Source organism: Vibrio sp. Vb1755 (genome assembly GCF_033338635.1).
Classification (GTDB): Bacteria; Pseudomonadota; Gammaproteobacteria; order Enterobacterales; family Vibrionaceae; genus Vibrio; species Vibrio alginolyticus.
Map to the genome: position 1 here is coordinate 60,070 of NZ_JAWOTA010000012.1, position 17,105 is coordinate 77,174.

Annotated in this window: 13 protein-coding genes; 7 read left to right on the forward strand and 6 right to left on the reverse strand. The window is 45.4% G+C overall.

The window, feature by feature from the left end; genetic code table 11:
- Nucleotides 1-131 precede the first annotated feature (131 nt).
- The 4 genes from maiA to hppD are packed head-to-tail and all read right to left on the reverse strand — an operon-like array spanning nt 132 to nt 4,065.
- Nucleotides 132-800, reverse strand: coding sequence for a maleylacetoacetate isomerase (gene maiA, locus R7E00_RS12585; RefSeq protein ID WP_005377832.1), 669 nt, complete (start codon nt 798-800; stop codon nt 132-134).
- Nucleotides 801-821: 21 nt separating this feature from the next.
- A complete protein-coding gene (locus tag R7E00_RS12590; protein WP_005388946.1) occupies nt 822-1,859 on the reverse strand; it encodes a fumarylacetoacetate hydrolase family protein in 1,038 nt (345 codons plus the stop codon).
- Nucleotides 1,860-1,868: 9 nt separating this feature from the next.
- Nucleotides 1,869-2,999, reverse strand: a complete 1,131-nt coding sequence (locus R7E00_RS12595) for a homogentisate 1,2-dioxygenase (protein ID WP_005388948.1) — start codon at nt 2,997-2,999, stop codon at nt 1,869-1,871.
- On the reverse strand, nt 2,992-4,065 hold the full coding sequence (hppD, locus tag R7E00_RS12600) for a 4-hydroxyphenylpyruvate dioxygenase (RefSeq protein ID WP_005377835.1): 1,074 nt from the start codon (nt 4,063-4,065) through the stop codon (nt 2,992-2,994). Before hppD ends, R7E00_RS12595 begins: the two co-directional genes overlap by 8 nt.
- Nucleotides 4,066-4,603: 538 nt before the next feature.
- Between hppD and R7E00_RS12605 the strand changes: the two genes are divergently transcribed.
- From R7E00_RS12605 to R7E00_RS12635, 7 genes are all read left to right on the forward strand, one after another.
- Nucleotides 4,604-5,710, forward strand: a complete 1,107-nt coding sequence (locus R7E00_RS12605; protein WP_262590713.1) for a M20/M25/M40 family metallo-hydrolase — start codon at nt 4,604-4,606, stop codon at nt 5,708-5,710.
- A 264-nt stretch (nt 5,711-5,974) separates the two neighbouring features.
- Nucleotides 5,975-7,585, forward strand: a complete 1,611-nt coding sequence (locus R7E00_RS12610) for a peptide ABC transporter substrate-binding protein (protein WP_262606107.1) — start codon at nt 5,975-5,977, stop codon at nt 7,583-7,585.
- Nucleotides 7,586-7,729: 144 nt separating this feature from the next.
- Nucleotides 7,730-8,650 carry an oligopeptide ABC transporter permease OppB gene (gene oppB, locus R7E00_RS12615; protein ID WP_005377838.1) on the forward strand — a complete coding sequence of 307 codons (921 nt, stop codon included), beginning with the start codon at nt 7,730-7,732 and terminating at the stop codon, nt 8,648-8,650.
- 9 nt (nt 8,651-8,659) lie between these two features.
- A complete protein-coding gene (locus R7E00_RS12620) occupies nt 8,660-9,592 on the forward strand; it encodes an ABC transporter permease subunit (protein WP_005377839.1) in 933 nt (310 codons plus the stop codon).
- 10 nt (nt 9,593-9,602) lie between these two features.
- The gene (locus tag R7E00_RS12625; RefSeq protein WP_031781271.1) at nt 9,603-10,586 is read left to right on the forward strand and encodes an ABC transporter ATP-binding protein; all 984 of its coding nucleotides are present in this window, start codon (nt 9,603-9,605) and stop codon (nt 10,584-10,586) included.
- A gap of 9 nt (nt 10,587-10,595) precedes the next feature.
- Nucleotides 10,596-11,588, forward strand: coding sequence for an ABC transporter ATP-binding protein (locus tag R7E00_RS12630; protein WP_005388959.1), 993 nt, complete (start codon nt 10,596-10,598; stop codon nt 11,586-11,588).
- Nucleotides 11,588-13,384 (forward strand): aminopeptidase P family protein, encoded by a 1,797-nt coding sequence (locus tag R7E00_RS12635; protein WP_137281919.1) that lies wholly within the window; start codon nt 11,588-11,590, stop codon nt 13,382-13,384. Before R7E00_RS12630 ends, R7E00_RS12635 begins: the two co-directional genes overlap by 1 nt.
- A gap of 161 nt (nt 13,385-13,545) precedes the next feature.
- Here R7E00_RS12635 and R7E00_RS12640 read toward each other — a convergent pair whose 3' ends face one another.
- A complete protein-coding gene (locus R7E00_RS12640) occupies nt 13,546-15,990 on the reverse strand; it encodes a collagenase (RefSeq protein WP_262606108.1) in 2,445 nt (814 codons plus the stop codon).
- Nucleotides 15,991-16,340: 350 nt separating this feature from the next.
- The gene (locus tag R7E00_RS12645; RefSeq protein WP_054574080.1) at nt 16,341-16,874 is read right to left on the reverse strand and encodes a hypothetical protein; all 534 of its coding nucleotides are present in this window, start codon (nt 16,872-16,874) and stop codon (nt 16,341-16,343) included.
- Nucleotides 16,875-17,105 lie beyond the last annotated feature (231 nt).

A 17,105-nucleotide genomic window follows, 5' to 3' on the forward strand; every position in this document is an offset into this window, starting at 1 on the left:
AAAACCTCGCAATTTTGAGGCGCCACGACGATAGCGAGAAACAGAAAATTTTGCTCACCAATAAAAACGAGCCAATCACACACTTGGATTGGCTCGTTTAAATTTTGTTAATACATTATGTATGCTAAGAATCAACTATTAGCGTCTGGCTGATTCTCTGGCATCGCATCAATAAAAGCTGGCAGTTGATTGCATGACTGCACAACAGCGTTAATGGTTGGATAAAGAGAGGTATCTACACCAAAGCGTTGTGCGTTATAAAATTGTGGTACCAGACAAATATCGACAATAGATGGCGAGCTTGTCAGGCTAAACTTGCAATCACCATTTAGTTTACGATGCTTCTGAAGTTTCTCTTCTAATGCTGTAAAACCTTTGTGGATCCAGTGATGAATCCAAGCGACTTTGCGCTCTGGCTCGCAAGCTAACTCCCCCTCTAAATACTGTAGAACTCTTAAGTTATTCAGGGGATGAATCTCCATTGCAATATCCTGAGCCAAAGCTAGCGCTTGGTATCGAAGCGGCGTTTGCTCGGGGATCACAGTGACATCCGGGTAGTGTTCTTCTAAGTATTGAATGATCGCCAGTGACTGGGTTAACTGAACCTCCCCATCCACCAGCAAAGGAACCAGTTCAGAAGCGTTTAACTCATGGTACTCGTCACTGTGTTGTTCGCCACCATTGCGCACCAAGTGTACCGATTTTGAATCATACGATAACTCTTTAAGATTCAAGCAAATACGCACACGATACGCCGCCGATGATCGCCAGTATCCGTATAAAATCATGCTATCGCTCATATCGTCTCCCAACCAGCATTGTTAGTGCTTGAGATATTGGCTAACTTGTTGGTCAATCGAGCCGAATATGTTGTTGCCATCCGCATCGAACATTTCCAATCTGATTGAATCTCCAAACGACATAAAGTTAGTCGACGGCTTACCATCACGAATGGTTTCAATCATGCGAACTTCCGCGATACATGAATAACCAACACCACCCTCCTCAATCGAAGTGCCATGTTCGGTGCCTTGCTTATTAGATACCGTGCCAGAACCTATAATTGCCCCAGCAGATAGCGGGCGCGTTTTAGTCGCATGAACAATTAAGTCTGCAAAATCAAACGTCATATCGATACCCGCATTTGGGCGACCAAACGGCTTGTGGTTGTAGGTCGAGACCAATGGTAAATGCACTTTGTTTTCGTACCACGCTTCGCCGAGTTCGTCAGGTGTTACTGCCACAGGAGAAAACGCAGAAGAAGGTTTAGATTGGAAAAAACCAAACCCTTTAGCTAATTCTGCGGGAATTAGCCCACGCAGTGAGACATCATTCACCAGCATGATCAAACGAATCGACTCCTGAGCCTCTGCAACACTCGCGCCCATTGGTACGTCACCAGTTACCACAGCCACTTCACCTTCGAAATCAATACCCCATTCATCACTCGCAAACTCGATGTTGTCACAAGGTCCAATAAAGGCATCAGAGCCTCCTTGGTACATCAACGGGTCCGTCCAAAAACTCTCTGGCATTTCAGCGCCGCGAGCTTTTCGAACCAACTCAACGTGGTTTACGTAAGCACTGCCATCAGCCCACTGATAAGCGCGAGGAAGCGGCGACTCGCAGTAGTGCGCTTCAAACTCTTCATACCCTGCAACCGTGCCATTGTTCAGTGCAACGTATAGCTCTTCCAGTTGCGGTGCTAGCGTATCCCAGTTATCAAGTGCCACCTGCATCGTCGGTGCTAAGTTCATGGGGTGGAAAATTTCTGTCGCTGGTACGCAGCGCGTTAAGTCTTTGCTCACGACCATCAACAAACCGTCACGAGTGCCATTTTTCTTGGTTGCTAATTTCATCCTTGCCTCTTACTTCTCTTGCCAGCTATAGACGTATTCTTTGTTTTCTACTTTTTCCAGCTCATCCGAAAACTGAAGTGCGTGACGCGTATCAATCATGACCGCAACTTCGTCGGTGAAAGTCTTCTTATGCTCTCGCCCTGCTTTGAATGCTTTCGGGTGAGGACCATGCGTAAATCCTGCTGGATGGAATGTCACCATGCCTGCTTCAATGTTGTCACGGCTGAAAAAATCACCTGCATGGTAGAACAAGACTTCGTCATAATCGTCATTGTTGTGGTAGAACGGTACTTTGAGCGCTCCAGGATCACTTTCAATTGGACGAGGAACGAAGGTACACACCACAAATCCTGCTCCTACAAATGTAGTATGTGCAGAAGGCGGTAAATGGTAACGATGTGACATAAGTGGACGAATATCACGCCAGTTCACTTTTACTACCGCCAAATCACCATGCCACCCAATCGCATCCAACGGGTTGAATGGGTAAGTGATAACACTGACTTTATCGTGGCGTTTCACCTGAACCTGTGTTTGATTCTCAGAATATTGAGCACGGAACTGATCGTTGATCGACGGCGTTTCTAAAACCGCCGGATCAAACACCGCGTGGTTTCCAACCATGCCTTTTTCGGGCAATGTATAAGCCGCATCGGTGTTTTCGATCATCAGAATGAACATCGGCTCGCTTGGCTCTAAACGCCAGCTCGTTGAGCGCGGGATCATGACATAATCCCCTTCGCTCACTTTCAAATGACCATAATCACAGTAGAGATCTGCCGTACCTTGGTGGATGAATAGCAGTTCGTCGCCATCTGCATTTCTCACCAAGAAGTCCATTTTTTCATCCATACGCCAAACACGAACTTTACAATTCGCGTTGTGTAATAGATGCGGGACTGCCCAAGGGGTAATATGGCTGGCTTTCTCGACTAGATTAAAATCGAACGCTCGTGGACGTAGCTCGCCCTCCCACTCAGACCACCCCGTTGGGGCATGTTGATGATGAAAATGTGTTGCGGGGCCGAAGAAGCCACTTCGACCTGCCTCACGTTCATAAATTGCCTCTTCCGGGAAGTCAGCATGCGCTTGTTTAGAGCAAACTCCCTCCCGATGAGGGAATGTGATCCATTTATGCATCGCTCAATACTCCTCGGCGAATTTGGTCTTCTTCTATCGATTCAAACAACGCTTTAAAGTTACCCTCGCCAAAGCCTTCATTGCCTTTACGTTGGATGATTTCGAAGAACACAGGGCCGATAACGGTTTGAGTAAAGATTTGTAGCAAGATGCCATCTTTCGTTGGCGCACCATCAATAAGAATCTGCAAATCACGAAGCTTGCTTACATCTTCACCGTGGCCTTCAACACGCTGATCGACTTTCTCGTAATAAGTATCTGGTGTTGGCATAAAGTCCATGCCTCGCTCACGCAAGGTTTTGACCGTTTCGTAGATGTCGTCTGTGGTCAATGCGATGTGTTGAATACCTTCGCCATTGTATTCACGGATAAACTCTTCAATCTGTGATTTATCATCTGACGACTCATTGATAGGAATTCGGATTTTGCCGCAAGGTGCGGTCATCGCACGGCTGACAAGACCTGTCAGCTTACCTTCGATATCGAAATAACGAATTTCGCGGAAGTTACCAATGCGCTCATAGAAACCAGACCAGACATCCATGTTGCCTTGCTTAACGTTGTGCGTTAAGTGGTCGATTTCGTAAAGACCAACATTCGCTTTTGATAAACGCTCATCAGCATCATCATAAAAACGAAAATCGACATCATAAATGCTCTGCTTTCCATAACGATCGACAAAATAAAGCAAGCTTTCACCGATGCCATAAATAGCAGGAATGCTTAGCTCCATCGGCCCAATTTCCGTTTTATATTCTTTACCGCCATTCTCTAACGCATGCGCCAGAGCAACGGTGGCGTCTTTCACACGAAATGCCATGCCACAAACCGACGGACCGTGAACTTTGGCGAATCCCTCAGCTTGGCTATGCGGCTGCGCATTCACAATAAAGCTAATGTCACCTTGTCGATATAACCACGCTTCTTTTGAGCGATGCTTTGCGATTTCCGCAAAACCTAACGATATAAACAGATCTTTAAGCTGTTGAATGCCTTTGTTGTCTGCAGCGGTATATTCAACAAACTCAAATCCGTCTGTTCCTAGTGGGTTATATGCATCAACCATGACTTTCTCCTTGTCTCAGTAGCTTTTGTTTGGACTTATTTTTCTAACTTGGCGCAGGTCTTGAGAAATTGGAATACGTGGGGAGAAATCTTTATCTTGGCGATTTTTACGCACAATTGTAAAATATATGTTACACGCAGAAGACACATCGAATACACTTTCGCAAAAATCAAACAAACTGCTTATTTTCAATATATTAGATTGATATTTTCGGCTTTACGCCAACACCTAAAATGTAAACAAGTTGTTACTTTGGCATTTTATCTTGGCAACGTAGCTCAAAAAGCAAAAGGGGATGGAAAGTCTATTGCCCCCTATTTCTATCCGACTTATTCATTTGATCCTGCAAAACATCAAAAGTAATGTTTCGTGACGCTTCATACAGTTCGAAAGGCTCATCGGTCAGAATCGTGTCATGGATACCCCTTTATTGATTCACCTCAGTTTTATTCAAAAGTAACTGTGCCATAAGTGGTGCTCTGTTCCCTATCGAGCCGAGCCACAAGGCTTCACGCTCGATCAGAAAAAGAGACATCTAATGACACACATCAATCAAGAACGCTTAGTTGAACACTTTTGCCAACTAGTACGTATCGACAGCGAATCAAAAAACGAAAAACAAATTGCAGAAACACTGGCAGAACAGCTAGGCGAGCTAGGCTTTACCGTACGCAAACTTCCAGTACCTGAGCATATTTCTAACGGTTTTAACGTGTACGCCCGTTTAGACGGCAAAAAAGACGGCTCTATTCTAATGAGCTGCCATATGGATACGGTCACTCCAGGTATTGGCATTGAGCCAATCATCGAAGACGGCGTTATCCGTTCAAAAGGCAATACGATTCTTGGTGGCGATGATAAATCTGGTATTGCTGCCATCATGGAAGCCGTTCGTTGTATTCAAGCGGAAAACCGTGAGCACAAAACGTTAGAACTTGCTTTCACCGTGTATGAAGAAGGCGGCTTATTCGGTTCACAATACTTCGATATGTCACACGTCAATTCAACGGAAGCAATCGTGTTAGATACGGGTGGCCCTATTGGCACCATTGTGACCGCAGCCCCAGGCCAGCAAAAGATCATGGCAAAAATCAAAGGTCGACCAGCACACGCAGGGCTTGCGCCAGAAGAAGGCATCAGTGCGATCATGGTGGCGGCTGATGCTATCAACCAAATGAAGCTGCTTCGCATCGACGAAGAAACGACAGCCAACATCGGTATGGTTAACGGCGGTCAGGCCACAAACATTGTTATGCCTGAATTAAAAATCGTGGCAGAAGCACGCTCCCTGAATGGCGATAACCTAGATGCTCAGGTCAATCATATGATCTCAACATTAGAGTCTGTCTGTGAAAAACACGGTGCAGAAGTCGAAATTGAATCTAGCCGAGCCTACGACGCTTTTGTTATTGAAGAAAACCACCCACACGTAAACGCTATAAAAGCAGCGTTTTCAGAGTTGGGAATTGACGCCTTCACAAAAGGCACTGGCGGCGGTAGCGATGCCAACAACTTTAACAAGAAAGGTCTCACAACTGTCAACCTTTCAACTGGCATGGCAAAAGTACACACGACAGAAGAGTTTATCGCGGTAAGTGATATGGTCAAAATCACTGAGTTCGTGAAACATTTCCTAGTCAGTTAACGTCATGCCTTTTGAAAAGCAGACTGACTATCTTCCCCTTCTAGCCTGTGCTTGAAGGGGATTTTAATTTGTATCGAAGCAAAATTACTTCCCGTCATGCCAACTTGATATCAGATCTTCAAAGAAATTCCCCTAGCTCACTTTTTGAGACTAGACAGCTCAACACCTGACACCCTGTTACAGTAATGTTAAAACTCGATTGTGTAGACAATTTATACAATATACATTTTTGGCATCTTTCAGGATGAAAAGAGTGAGACAAGGATGAAATTACCTAAGTTGCTTTTATTAGCGTCGATGATGAGTCCAATACTGGCAACATCAAGCTATGCCGCGCCGTATCCCGTAGGTGTGACCCTCGATGAGACACAAGAAATTACGCTAAACAATGGGGCTGAAGTTACTTCTATTGACCCAGCCAAGCAAGCCGCAGAGCCCGCTTTCAATCTCGGTCGAGACCTGTTTGAAGGTCTGGTCATTCAAGATAAGCAAGGTAAAACCATTCCTGGTGTTGCTGAATCTTGGTCAGTCAATGACAACAATACGGTTTATATCTTCCACTTACGTGATGCAAAATGGTCAAATGGCGAAACGGTCACTGCACAAGATTTTGTCTACAGCTGGCAACGCTTACTGAATCCAAGCACTGCTTCACCATACGCTTGGTTTGCGGCCATTCCAAATATCGAAAACTCGCAAGCGATTATGAAGGGCGACGCCGCACCCGAGTCTTTGGGCGTGAAGGCGCTGGATGAAAAAACGTTCCAGGTAACACTAGAAGAGCCTATTCCCTTCTTTACGAAACTATTAAGTCATCCAGTGCTTGCCCCCGTTCATAAAGCGACCATTGAAAAACATGGCAATCGTTGGACCCAGCCAGAACATATAGTTACAAATGGTGCGTTTACTGTCTCTGAATGGAAAGTTAACGAAAAACTGGTGATGGTTAAAAATCCACATTATTGGGACGCAAGCAATGTAGTGCTGGAAAAAGTCACCTGGCTACCAATTGGTGATGCAAACGTAGTGCTAAACCGCTACCTAGCTGGTGAGATAGACCAAGCGGTTTCCATTCCTGCCGCTCAGAAGAAAAAGTTAATTCAACAACGCCCACAAGAAGTGGCAAGCACCAGTGCGTCTCTTGGCTCCACATTCTATTACCTCAACACTCAACAAGGGCCAACAAAAGACGTGCGAGTTCGTAAAGCCCTCTCATATGCCATTGACCGTCAACTGTTAACGAGTGCTATTTTGAGAAACGGTGGGGTTCCAATGTATACCCTTGTGCCACCTCAAACAGATGGTTTTAAATCTCACACTCCTGAGTTCGCAACTTGGAACCGCCATAAACGTATCGAAAAAGCGCAGCAATTACTGTCAGAAGCTGGATACGATAAAAGCAATCCGCTTAAGTTAACGTTTACCGTACCAACTTTCTCGATGGACGTAAAAATGGCAACCACCATGGCAGGCATGTGGAAAAGCCGATTGGGTGCGCAAGTCACGATAAAACAGCTAGAACCGAAAGTGTTCTACGCACTTAAAGAGCCGACCGACATTACTCGCGGCGGCTGGACGGCCGACTACAATGAAGCCTCTACATGGTTGGATATCTTCGTTTCTAGTGGCGAGTACAACGATTCTCGATATAACAACCCGCAATACGACGAGTTAATGGCTCGCTCAAAGACCATGAGCAACCCATCAGAACTGTATCTACAAGCAGAAAGCATGCTGATTGAAGACATGGCCATTATTCCTATTTATCGTCCGGGTAACGATCAATACCTCATCAAGCCTTACGTGGGCGGCTACGAACTGACAAACCCTGAGTCGTCGTACTACCGCAAGAATGTCTATGTAAAAGCCCACTAAAAGCATGTTTTCGGTCTGAGTCGGCAAGTTCAATGTTTACTTGCCGTTCCTCATATCTCTCGGTGGAGAAGGCAACCTGAGCTCAGACCATTTTTTATTCATAACCGTTCGAAGTGATTTCGGATGACCAAAGGATGATGGATCATGATTTGGTACATTGTTAAGCGATTAGCTATCGCTATCCCCACGCTTCTATTCATCGCACTCGTATCATTTTGGCTGATGCACATTGCACCAGGGGGGCCATTTGATATGGAACGGCCTATGCCAGAGGTGGTACGTGCGAATATCGAAGCAAAATTCCATTTGGACCAGCCCTTCCTTACTCAGTTTTGGATTTACATTGGTAATTTCATACAAGGAGATCTCGGTCCGAGCTTCGTTTATCAAGACTTCAGTGTTACACAGCTCGTCGCACAATCATGGCCAGTTTCAGCAGTATTAGGCGTACTCTCTTTTTGTATCTCCGTTCCACTTGGCATGCTACTTGGCACCATTGCGGCATTGAACCGAAATAGCCGCCTAGATTACGGCCTGATGACACTTTCGATGACTGGAGTTGTGGTTCCGGCTTTCGTGCTTGCTCCAGTTTTAGTCATGATCTTCGCTATTCAGCTCGGCTGGTTCCCTGCTGGTGGTTGGGAAGGAGGAAAGCTGGCTTTTCTTGTTCTTCCCGTGCTCAGCCTGGCGATTGGCTCCATTGCGAGTATTGCACGCGTCATGCGTGGCGCAATGATTGAAACGCTCAACCAACCATACATTCGAACGGCAAAAGCCAAAGGTTTGTCCACAACCTACATTTTATTCCATCACGCTTTGCGACCATCCCTGATTCCCGTCGTTGCGATGCTCGGCCCTGCGTTTGTGTCTGTCGTGACAGGCTCGGTAATTATCGACATTTTCTTTGGTACAGGTGGCATGGGACAACACTTTGTGTCTGGGGCTCTCAACCGCGACTACGGCCTAGTAATGGGCATTACTCTGATTGTCGCTTCACTCACTATCTTCTTTAACCTTGTGGTCGACTTGCTATATACGATTATCGACCCTCGTATACGCGTTTAGGAGTCCGGCATGTTAACGATCAAAAAACTGGATACACAAGCTCTTCAAGATCAAGTCGTCGACAATATTGAAGCCGTCGAAGGTCGCAGTCTTTGGCAGGATGCATGGACTCGATTTCGTAAAAACAGAGCCGCGATGACATCAGTGTATGTTTTGGCGTTCATTACCTTATGCATCACTTTCGGCCCCTCTCTTGCCGCTTTTGGCCATGATGAAATTGACTGGGAAGTGCTCATCGATCCATACGAGCTAGGGAAACCTTCACTGAGCAGTGGCCATTACTTTGGTACCGATGATCTCGGGCAAGATGTTTTCGCTCGCACGATGCAAGGTGGCAGGCTCTCTATTTTGGTAGGTTTTGTTGGCGCCTTAGTCGCCGTTGTTATTGGTACGATTTGGGGAAGTATTTCCGGCTATCTTGGCGGCGTTGTCGATAGCGTAATGATGCGCATTATTGAGGTGCTCGATTCGGTGCCATTTATGTTTATGGTTATCCTGTTTGTTACCCTTTTTGGCAACAACATCTACCTGATTTTTATCGTGATCGGAATGGTATCTTGGCTGGGCATTGCCCGTGTTGTACGTGGTGTCACCTTCGGTCTAAAAAAGAGAGAGTTCATCGAAGCCGCACACTCTATTGGGGTTTCTAAATTGACAATTGTCCGACGCCATGTTCTGCCTAATGTTCTTGGGATCGTGATGGTTTATTCCTCCTTAATGGTACCAGGATTCATTATGTTCGAATCGTTTTTGAGCTTCTTAGGGCTTGGTGTTCAACCACCAGACACGAGCTGGGGAATCCTAATTTCCGAAGGCGCAAAAACGATTGACGTTGCATTGTGGATGCTGCTTTTTCCCTCTCTGTTTTTAGTTGCCACCCTCTTTTGTTTTAACTTCATCGGCGATGGCTTGCGTGATGCTCTTGACCCGAAAGACCGATAAGGACAAACCCATGCTATCTATTGAAAACATGAACGTGCGCTTCGATACGCCAGATGGGCAAGTGCAAGCGGTCAGTAATCTCTCCTACTCGATTAAAGCGGGCGAAACTCTTGGGATTGTTGGGGAATCAGGTTCGGGAAAAAGCCAGTCTGTTTTCGCATTAATGGGGTTAACCGCGGATAACGGCGCCGTGTCTGGAAGCGCAATGTTCCACGGTGATGATTTACTCGCGATGTCTAAAAAGCAGCTCAACCGCATCCGTGCAGAGAAAATCGGAATGATCTTTCAAGATCCGATGACGTCACTCAACCCATTTATGAAAATTGGCAAACAGCTTTGTGAAGTTCTCATGATTCATAAAGGAATGACCCGAAAACAAGCAAAAATTGAATCGATTCACATGTTGGATGCGGTGCGTATTCCCTCTCCCGAAACTAGGATGAATCAATACCCTCACGAATTATCTGGCGGAATGCGTCAGCGAATCATGATAGCGATGGCCTTGTTGTGTAAGCCCGAGTTGTTAATTGCAGACGAACCAACCACCGCGTTAGATGTAACCGTTCAAGCTCAAATTTTGACGCTATTACGAGACTTACAACAAGAGTTCAATACGGCTATTTTACTGATCACTCACGATATGGGCGTCGTCGCCGAGATGTGTGATCGCGTATTGGTCATGTATGGTGGTCAAAAAATGGAGCAATCAGATACCGAGACATTGTTCGCTCAACCTGCGCACCCCTACACTCAAGGCCTGCTAAAGGCGATTCCTTCCATCACTGAAGATATGCCGCGTTTACCAACCATCCCAGGTAACCCACCAAGTGCGTTGATTAACCATCAAGGGTGTCCGTTTAGAGAGCGGTGCGAGCATCGAGAGACGCGTTGCCAATACGAAACCCCACGGTTTTCTCCATTAAACACGAGCCAGTCCATTGCCTGTCACGTTAAAGCACCCAGTGTTATCACTCCCATTCAAATAAAAGCTTAAGGAGGCATTATGAATAAAAAAGAAGTCCTCATGTCTGCTCGTGATTTAAACGTCCACTTTCCTGTTTCACGTCATCTTATTCCAAGTCGACGTAAAATCGTGAAAGCGGTCAATGGTATCGACTTAGATGTTTACCGAGGTGAGACACTTGGCATTGTGGGGGAATCAGGCTGCGGAAAATCAACACTTGCACGCGCCTTACTTCGCTTAATTGAACCTACACATGGCGAGTTGACTTGGAAAGGTCAAGACATGCTCGGGTTTAGTAAAAAAGAGCTTTCCTCTCGACGCAGAGAATTTCAGATGGTGTTTCAAGACCCATCCGCTTGTTTGAATCCGAGGTTAACCATCTCAGAATGCATCGCCGAACCACTGCTCACCCACGAGCCAAAGCTTAAACGGGCAGAGGTAGAAAAGCGTGTCATCGCTATGATGGATAAAGTGGGTCTCTTGGCGAGCCAGCGAAACCGCTATCCACATGAATTTTCCGGAGGTCAATGCCAGCGTGTGGGCATTGCCAGAGCATTAATTCTCAATCCAGATTTGGTCGTGTGTGATGAACCCGTTAGTGCGCTAGACGTCTCCATACAAGCTCAGGTCATCAATCTTCTAGATGATCTTAAACAAGAAATGGGGTTAACACTGGTGATGATTGCGCACGACTTAAGCGTGGTGCGCCACATCAGCGACCGCGTTATGGTGATGTATCTTGGTAAACCTATGGAAGTAGGACGTTACGATAAAGTATTTGATGATGCACAACACCCCTACACCAAAGCACTGTTATCTGCTGTCCCGATAGCTAATCCGCAATTAGCACGTGACCGTGAAATACAACTATTGCCCGGCGACCTTCCTTCTCCACTTAATCCACCGAGCGGTTGCGTTTTTCGTACTCGATGCCCAGAAGCAACAGAAGTATGTGGGCAACAGAACCCAATAAAAACAGGCTCGGAGCAGCATCATATCTATTGCTCAAATATGACTTTAGGAACCATTTAATGAACAATACTAACTCAGTAAACCAACGCCTTACGTTATTGCGTGAGGCAATGTCCTTTCACAACGTGTCTGCATATATCGTGACCAACAATGACCCACATAACAGTGAATACTCAGCGGATCATTGGTTAGCGCGAAGCTGGATTTCAGGTTTTACCGGCTCAGCAGGCGATGTCGTCATTACCCAACAAGGTGGTGGCCTGTGGACTGATGGTCGTTACTATATTCAAGCTGAAGAACAGTTACACGGCACAGGACTTGAACTGTTTAAAGCCAAACAACCAGAAACGCCGACAATTGCCAAATGGCTGGCTACCACGCTCCCAGAAAACAGTATTGTCGCGGTTGACGGGCGCGCCATCAGTTACGCTTTTTATCAAGGCCTCAAACAAGCCTTTGAAGCGAAAAACATTAAGATCATTCTCGACCTAGATTTGCTCACACCGATTTGGCTTGAAAGACCACCTCGCCCAAGTGCACCCGTATTCGAGCACCCCACCGCTTTTGCTGGCGTTGACACAGAAAATAAGTTAGCGAGAATCCGTTCTTTGTTAACCGAGAACCAAGTAGATAGCTTATTAGTGTCAACGCTAGATGATGTCATGTGGACAATGAATATTCGAGGTGGTGATACGAATTACTGCCCAGTTTCTGAAGCCTATCTAATCGTAGAGCAATCACTTGCGACACTGTTTATTGATAAGGTCAAACTGCCTCAAGACGTTGAAAGAGCGCTGACCGAGCAGAGTGTACACATTCGCCATTACAACTACGTAAGTCAGTATTTGAATCAGCAATGTGAGGGATTATCGCTCGCTTTTAGCCCTACCCACACAGACAGCTTATTGGTGAGTTCGATTGAACGGAATGTGAATCTAAAACCAATGGCTTGCCCTGTAACGGCAATGAAGGCCATAAAAAATGAGACCGAACTAACCAGCCTAGAGCAGGCATTAACAGATGATGGTGTGGCAATCGTAAGGTTTATGAACTGGCTAGAAGAGCAAGTTCCAAGCGGATTCGTTACAGAATTGTCTGCTGAGGCACAACTGAACCACTATCGCCGTCAAACCCGACATTATGTGAGTGACAGTTTCCGCACTATCGCAGGCTTCGCGGCTCACGGGGCAAAAATGCATTATGCCGCCGATGAAGAAAGCAATGCGGCAGTCAATGAAAGCAACTTCTTTCTCGTCGATTCTGGTGGCCAATACCTTGGCGGGACAACAGACATCACCCGTACTTTCCACTTCGGGTCACCGACCATTAAGCAGCGCAAAGATTATACCTTGGTGCTCAAAGCGGTCATCCGACTGACTCAGACTCGATTCATGAAAGGCTCTACGGGTGCCAATCTTGATATCATGGCGCGTGGCGTCTTATGGCAACATGGTATTGATTACAAGTGCGGCACTGGACACGGCGTGGGCATTTGCTTGAATGTTCACGAAGGCCCACAAAATTTCTCGCAAAGCCACCACGAGGTTGAACTAAAACCGGGTATGGTCATTACTAATGAACCAGGCGTTTATCGCGAAGGTGAGTACGGGGTAAGAATAGAGAACATTCTTAAAGTTGTAGAAGTAGAACAAAATGAGTTCGGCACGTTTTACGGTTTTGAGACCATCACTCTTGCTCCAATTGCGACCAACGCCCTTGATTTATCAATGCTAGATCAAGCAGAGCTAGACTGGCTCAATCATTACCATTCACGAGTCTATCAAGCACTTAGCCCTTTTCTTGATACGCAAGATAAAAACTGGCTTCAACGCACAACCCAACTTATTGAGAAATAGGATATCAGCAAGCTTTATAACGTTTTCATTTTCATCTCAAACTCCTTGTTTGCCAGCCTTCGGGCTGGTTTTTTTTATAGAGATAACGGCGTGAAAAACAAAAACGCCCCGCAATGTTAGCGAGGCGATCAATTAAATTAAAATGATGCAGTTAAAATGCCCTATTGACGACACTTCTGAGCATCAAAATCAACGACGATGGCGGCATTCTCAAAGTCACCAGATACTTTAACATAGCCCCAGTAGTTACTCTGATTTGACAACGTAATACACTCTCCATTACCAATATTATCTGACCACCCGTGAAGATTAGTACCATCCGGCCAACCAGAGTTACTGTATTCAAGCTTTAGGTTGCCCGTACCGTTTCCCGTCGTTATCGCCAGATTTGAGCTCTCATTCACCGCTGGCACGCTCAGCCAAATGGTTTGTTGATTTGCCAAGCAAACGGGCTCTCCTGCTGTTAGGCGTCCACCGCTTACTTTACTTTGCACCGCGCAGTCTTGTGGCAATGTGTCATTACCGCCCAACGCTGAGATAACAACAGTATGAGTGGCGGTTGCCGTCAAGCCTTCACTGTCTGTCACACTTAGGCTGACCGAATACTCCCCTTCACTCCCATATTGGTGCGTCGGCTTGGTTTGTGTACTTGTCGAGCCATCACCGAAGTCCCATAAGACGCTGACGATCTTCCCGTTTGGGTCTGTACTGTTTTCACTGCTAAATGTAATGCTTTCACCGACTTTCCCCTTACTGTTTGCGGTTATGACTGCATTAGGTGCACCATTTGAGACAAGGGCTTGCTGCCACTGCTCAAACTCACTTTGATATAAATTCGCCCATTGGGTGATCGTTGCTTTGTAATTGCTCCAATTCCCCTGGCGTGTTTCCACCAGCATTTGGTTTACGTCATCTTTATGATTTTCAAACATAAAACGTACAGCTAAGTACCCCCAACGATAAATTCGATCGACATCAAACCCATCATAAGTAGTCTCGAAAATCTCACTTAAGGTATATGTCGAGCCGTCTAGAATCGTCTCAAGTGCTGCTTGGTTGTCATTTTCTTGAGCGACATACTCTGCAATGCCTTCACTCCACCACACTATTTTTTCAGTTGGATGACTAAACCCTCCATAGAGATCAAATCGACCATCTAAGTAATGCACGTATTCGTGCTCTAAGTTCCAGACAAAGTGATCCGCGTTCGCATAAGAGGCTTCATAAGCAATAAAGTTGGGAATATTCCCCGGCTGGGAAGGATCGCCCTCCAAGTACATACCGCCATTGTCAGTACTAATATCGAAAATTGGCCCTGCGTACTTACCATAATCGGTGCTTGAATCGAAGATATTGACTTGAAGCTGAGTATTGTGGTCATCTTTTACTGGTTGTTCACCCGTTTCTAATGACTGATGAAAGTAACCCTCTTCGTAACCCATTTTAGAACATGCGGCCGCGTGTTGCTCTTGTGTCATATTCTGGGACAATATTCGAATTGTTGGACTACAAGTATAAGTTTGCGATAGCACTAAGCCTTTTAGCTCAGTTTCGAAATTACAAATTCCGAACTCACTACAATCTGCGTAATATGAAGCGGTGTCCGCCGCCGCAAGCCAAACCGAGTCACCCCGACCATACATTTCATACTGTTCAAAGATTCGACTCAGCTGACTCTTCACAACAGAACTCGCGTTACCCGTATACTTGGTCAGACGCCCGAGCTCTCGCCCCGCATTCGCGGCCATAAACTCATCTTCAGCACCGATTGATGACGCCCTCAGAGCAAAATCGCCTAAAGCTTTGGCAAGGTCTGTTTGGTTACCAATTACTTGCACAAATTGCTCGTTCCACTGCCCACCAAACAAAATAGTGAAAACACCATTAACCGCATTGCGCATATACCAGTGCTGGGCGTATTGATCATTCCAACGTGTAAGCCACTGGGTCACTTGCGGTAAGTACGCGTGCTGCAAGCCCACACTATCCATAGTGATGATGACTTCACTAAGCACTTTGCCGTGACGGTCGCTGTTCTCATAGAAGTTTGCGTTATTAACAAACGCATCCACGGATTCTTTCACCGCTGGTGTGACCCATTCAATAAATGAGATGTTGTCATTGTAAAACTCGGCGTAATAACCCGCGCGTAAGTATAAGAACAACGTTTCTAGTTCATCGCTCCCGCCACCTGTATACCCCTTCGCCAATGTCGTAGTACGCTTCGCAATGTTGTACATATGATCGGAGCTAAATACCGACTCTTGAATCCGACTTTCAGCAGAGAATAGCTGGTTCACACACGTCGCGCCCTGACTTAAAATTTCGCCGATCAATTGGTTACTGCTTTCGGTAACCAATGCTTCCAAATCACAAGCAGTGCTCGACTCATCAAGACTTTCAAGTGACTGTACTCGAGTTGCCTTGGAGGGCTGAATAGGGAGAGTTGCGGTTGGTTGGTATTCAACTCGATTGGATTCAACACCGTGTGTATGAGCCGAATGTGCATGTTGCTCTGTAACTTGAGAAACTGGCTCGCTTAACGCAAATACGCCAGTGCTGGTTAATGTTGTCGCAATCGCGACACTCAAAGTCTTCAGTTCCATCTAATTTCTTCTATATTGAGTTTTCCTTAGATGCATTACGTCTTTTGCATCGCCACTGCCCTTATTACTGCAAGAGCATCTCCATATAATCTACTCGCAAGATAAGAAGAAACATTTTGTTAACAAATAGATGTGGCGGTATCAGTTTTTGGTACCAGAAGGAACACGGAGTGAGCTTTTAAAATTCGTATTTGTTAAAAAATAGAGATGATCTAGAGAAGAAACGTGTAGTTAAACGGGTATACCCAGCACGTTAAATGGCTAGGTATACTCCAAAGTGGGTCGGTAAAAATTCGCGAATCAAAGCCCCTGCAGAAGGAATCGGGCAATGGGCGAATACTTTGTAGGTTCTAGGCTGCTTTGTGGTCGAAGAGTGCGGTAATTTGCTCTTTTAACGCGTGCAAAAATTCGGTATTTGGTGTGTTTTCAAGGTACATTTCATACTCTTTAGAGTTATAAAAGTACTCATGTGCAGATGCGTTAAGGATCTTACTAAAAGATAGTGTTTCCAACTCGTCTTCAAGGGAACGACTGCTCAGTTCACCATATCCTAAACCGCTATCCTCAGCGAATTGGGACTCTATGTTGCTGACATATAAAGCACAATCCTTAATACAGAACTCGACATTACTTATACGTTGCTCGATGTCTTTGAGCTGATCACTGTTCCATTTAGACTTCTCTTGCTCAAGCTTATCAATAAGCCCACTTTCACGAAGCCTTGAATTGTTATCTTTAATTCTTAGTAGCTCATCAAGCACTTTATTAAACTCAGTTTCAGCTCTAAGTCTTAAGATTTCCAAATCCTTGGAGAACAGCTTTGCTTTAAGTTCACTCGCTTGGTACAAGCCAGAGATAGCAGCATTTCTTTTAACTCCAAACATAAAAACCCACCCAAAAGATACTTATTAAAAAGTAGCACACAAAAAGCCAGATAGAAGACGCAAGGTTTTCGTCATTAGGCTACATTCTACGAACGACACTCGATTGTAGCGCAATAAACAGAATTTTCATCACCATGAAACACATACTATTTGAATGAAAATCACACAGTTACTTTGATAAAAGTATTTATTTCAGAAAGAGTAAGACGTAAGTATGTGATGATGTATATT

Excerpts from the sequence above, each read along its gene's own strand:
- maiA (WP_005377832.1), bottom strand. The coding sequence starts at position 800 with ATGAGCGATAGCATGATTTTATACGGATACTGGCGATCATCGGCGGCG.
- R7E00_RS12590 (WP_005388946.1), bottom strand. The coding sequence starts at position 1,859 with ATGAAATTAGCAACCAAGAAAAATGGCACTCGTGACGGTTTGTTGATG.
- R7E00_RS12595 (WP_005388948.1), bottom strand. The coding sequence starts at position 2,999 with ATGCATAAATGGATCACATTCCCTCATCGGGAGGGAGTTTGCTCTAAA.
- hppD (WP_005377835.1), bottom strand. The coding sequence starts at position 4,065 with ATGGTTGATGCATATAACCCACTAGGAACAGACGGATTTGAGTTTGTT.
- R7E00_RS12605 (WP_262590713.1), top strand. The coding sequence starts at position 4,604 with ATGACACACATCAATCAAGAACGCTTAGTTGAACACTTTTGCCAACTA.
- R7E00_RS12610 (WP_262606107.1), top strand. The coding sequence starts at position 5,975 with ATGAAATTACCTAAGTTGCTTTTATTAGCGTCGATGATGAGTCCAATA.
- oppB (WP_005377838.1), top strand. The coding sequence starts at position 7,730 with ATGATTTGGTACATTGTTAAGCGATTAGCTATCGCTATCCCCACGCTT.
- R7E00_RS12620 (WP_005377839.1), top strand. The coding sequence starts at position 8,660 with ATGTTAACGATCAAAAAACTGGATACACAAGCTCTTCAAGATCAAGTC.
- R7E00_RS12625 (WP_031781271.1), top strand. The coding sequence starts at position 9,603 with ATGCTATCTATTGAAAACATGAACGTGCGCTTCGATACGCCAGATGGG.
- R7E00_RS12630 (WP_005388959.1), top strand. The coding sequence starts at position 10,596 with ATGAATAAAAAAGAAGTCCTCATGTCTGCTCGTGATTTAAACGTCCAC.
- R7E00_RS12635 (WP_137281919.1), top strand. The coding sequence starts at position 11,588 with ATGAACAATACTAACTCAGTAAACCAACGCCTTACGTTATTGCGTGAG.
- R7E00_RS12640 (WP_262606108.1), bottom strand. The coding sequence starts at position 15,990 with ATGGAACTGAAGACTTTGAGTGTCGCGATTGCGACAACATTAACCAGC.
- R7E00_RS12645 (WP_054574080.1), bottom strand. The coding sequence starts at position 16,874 with ATGTTTGGAGTTAAAAGAAATGCTGCTATCTCTGGCTTGTACCAAGCG.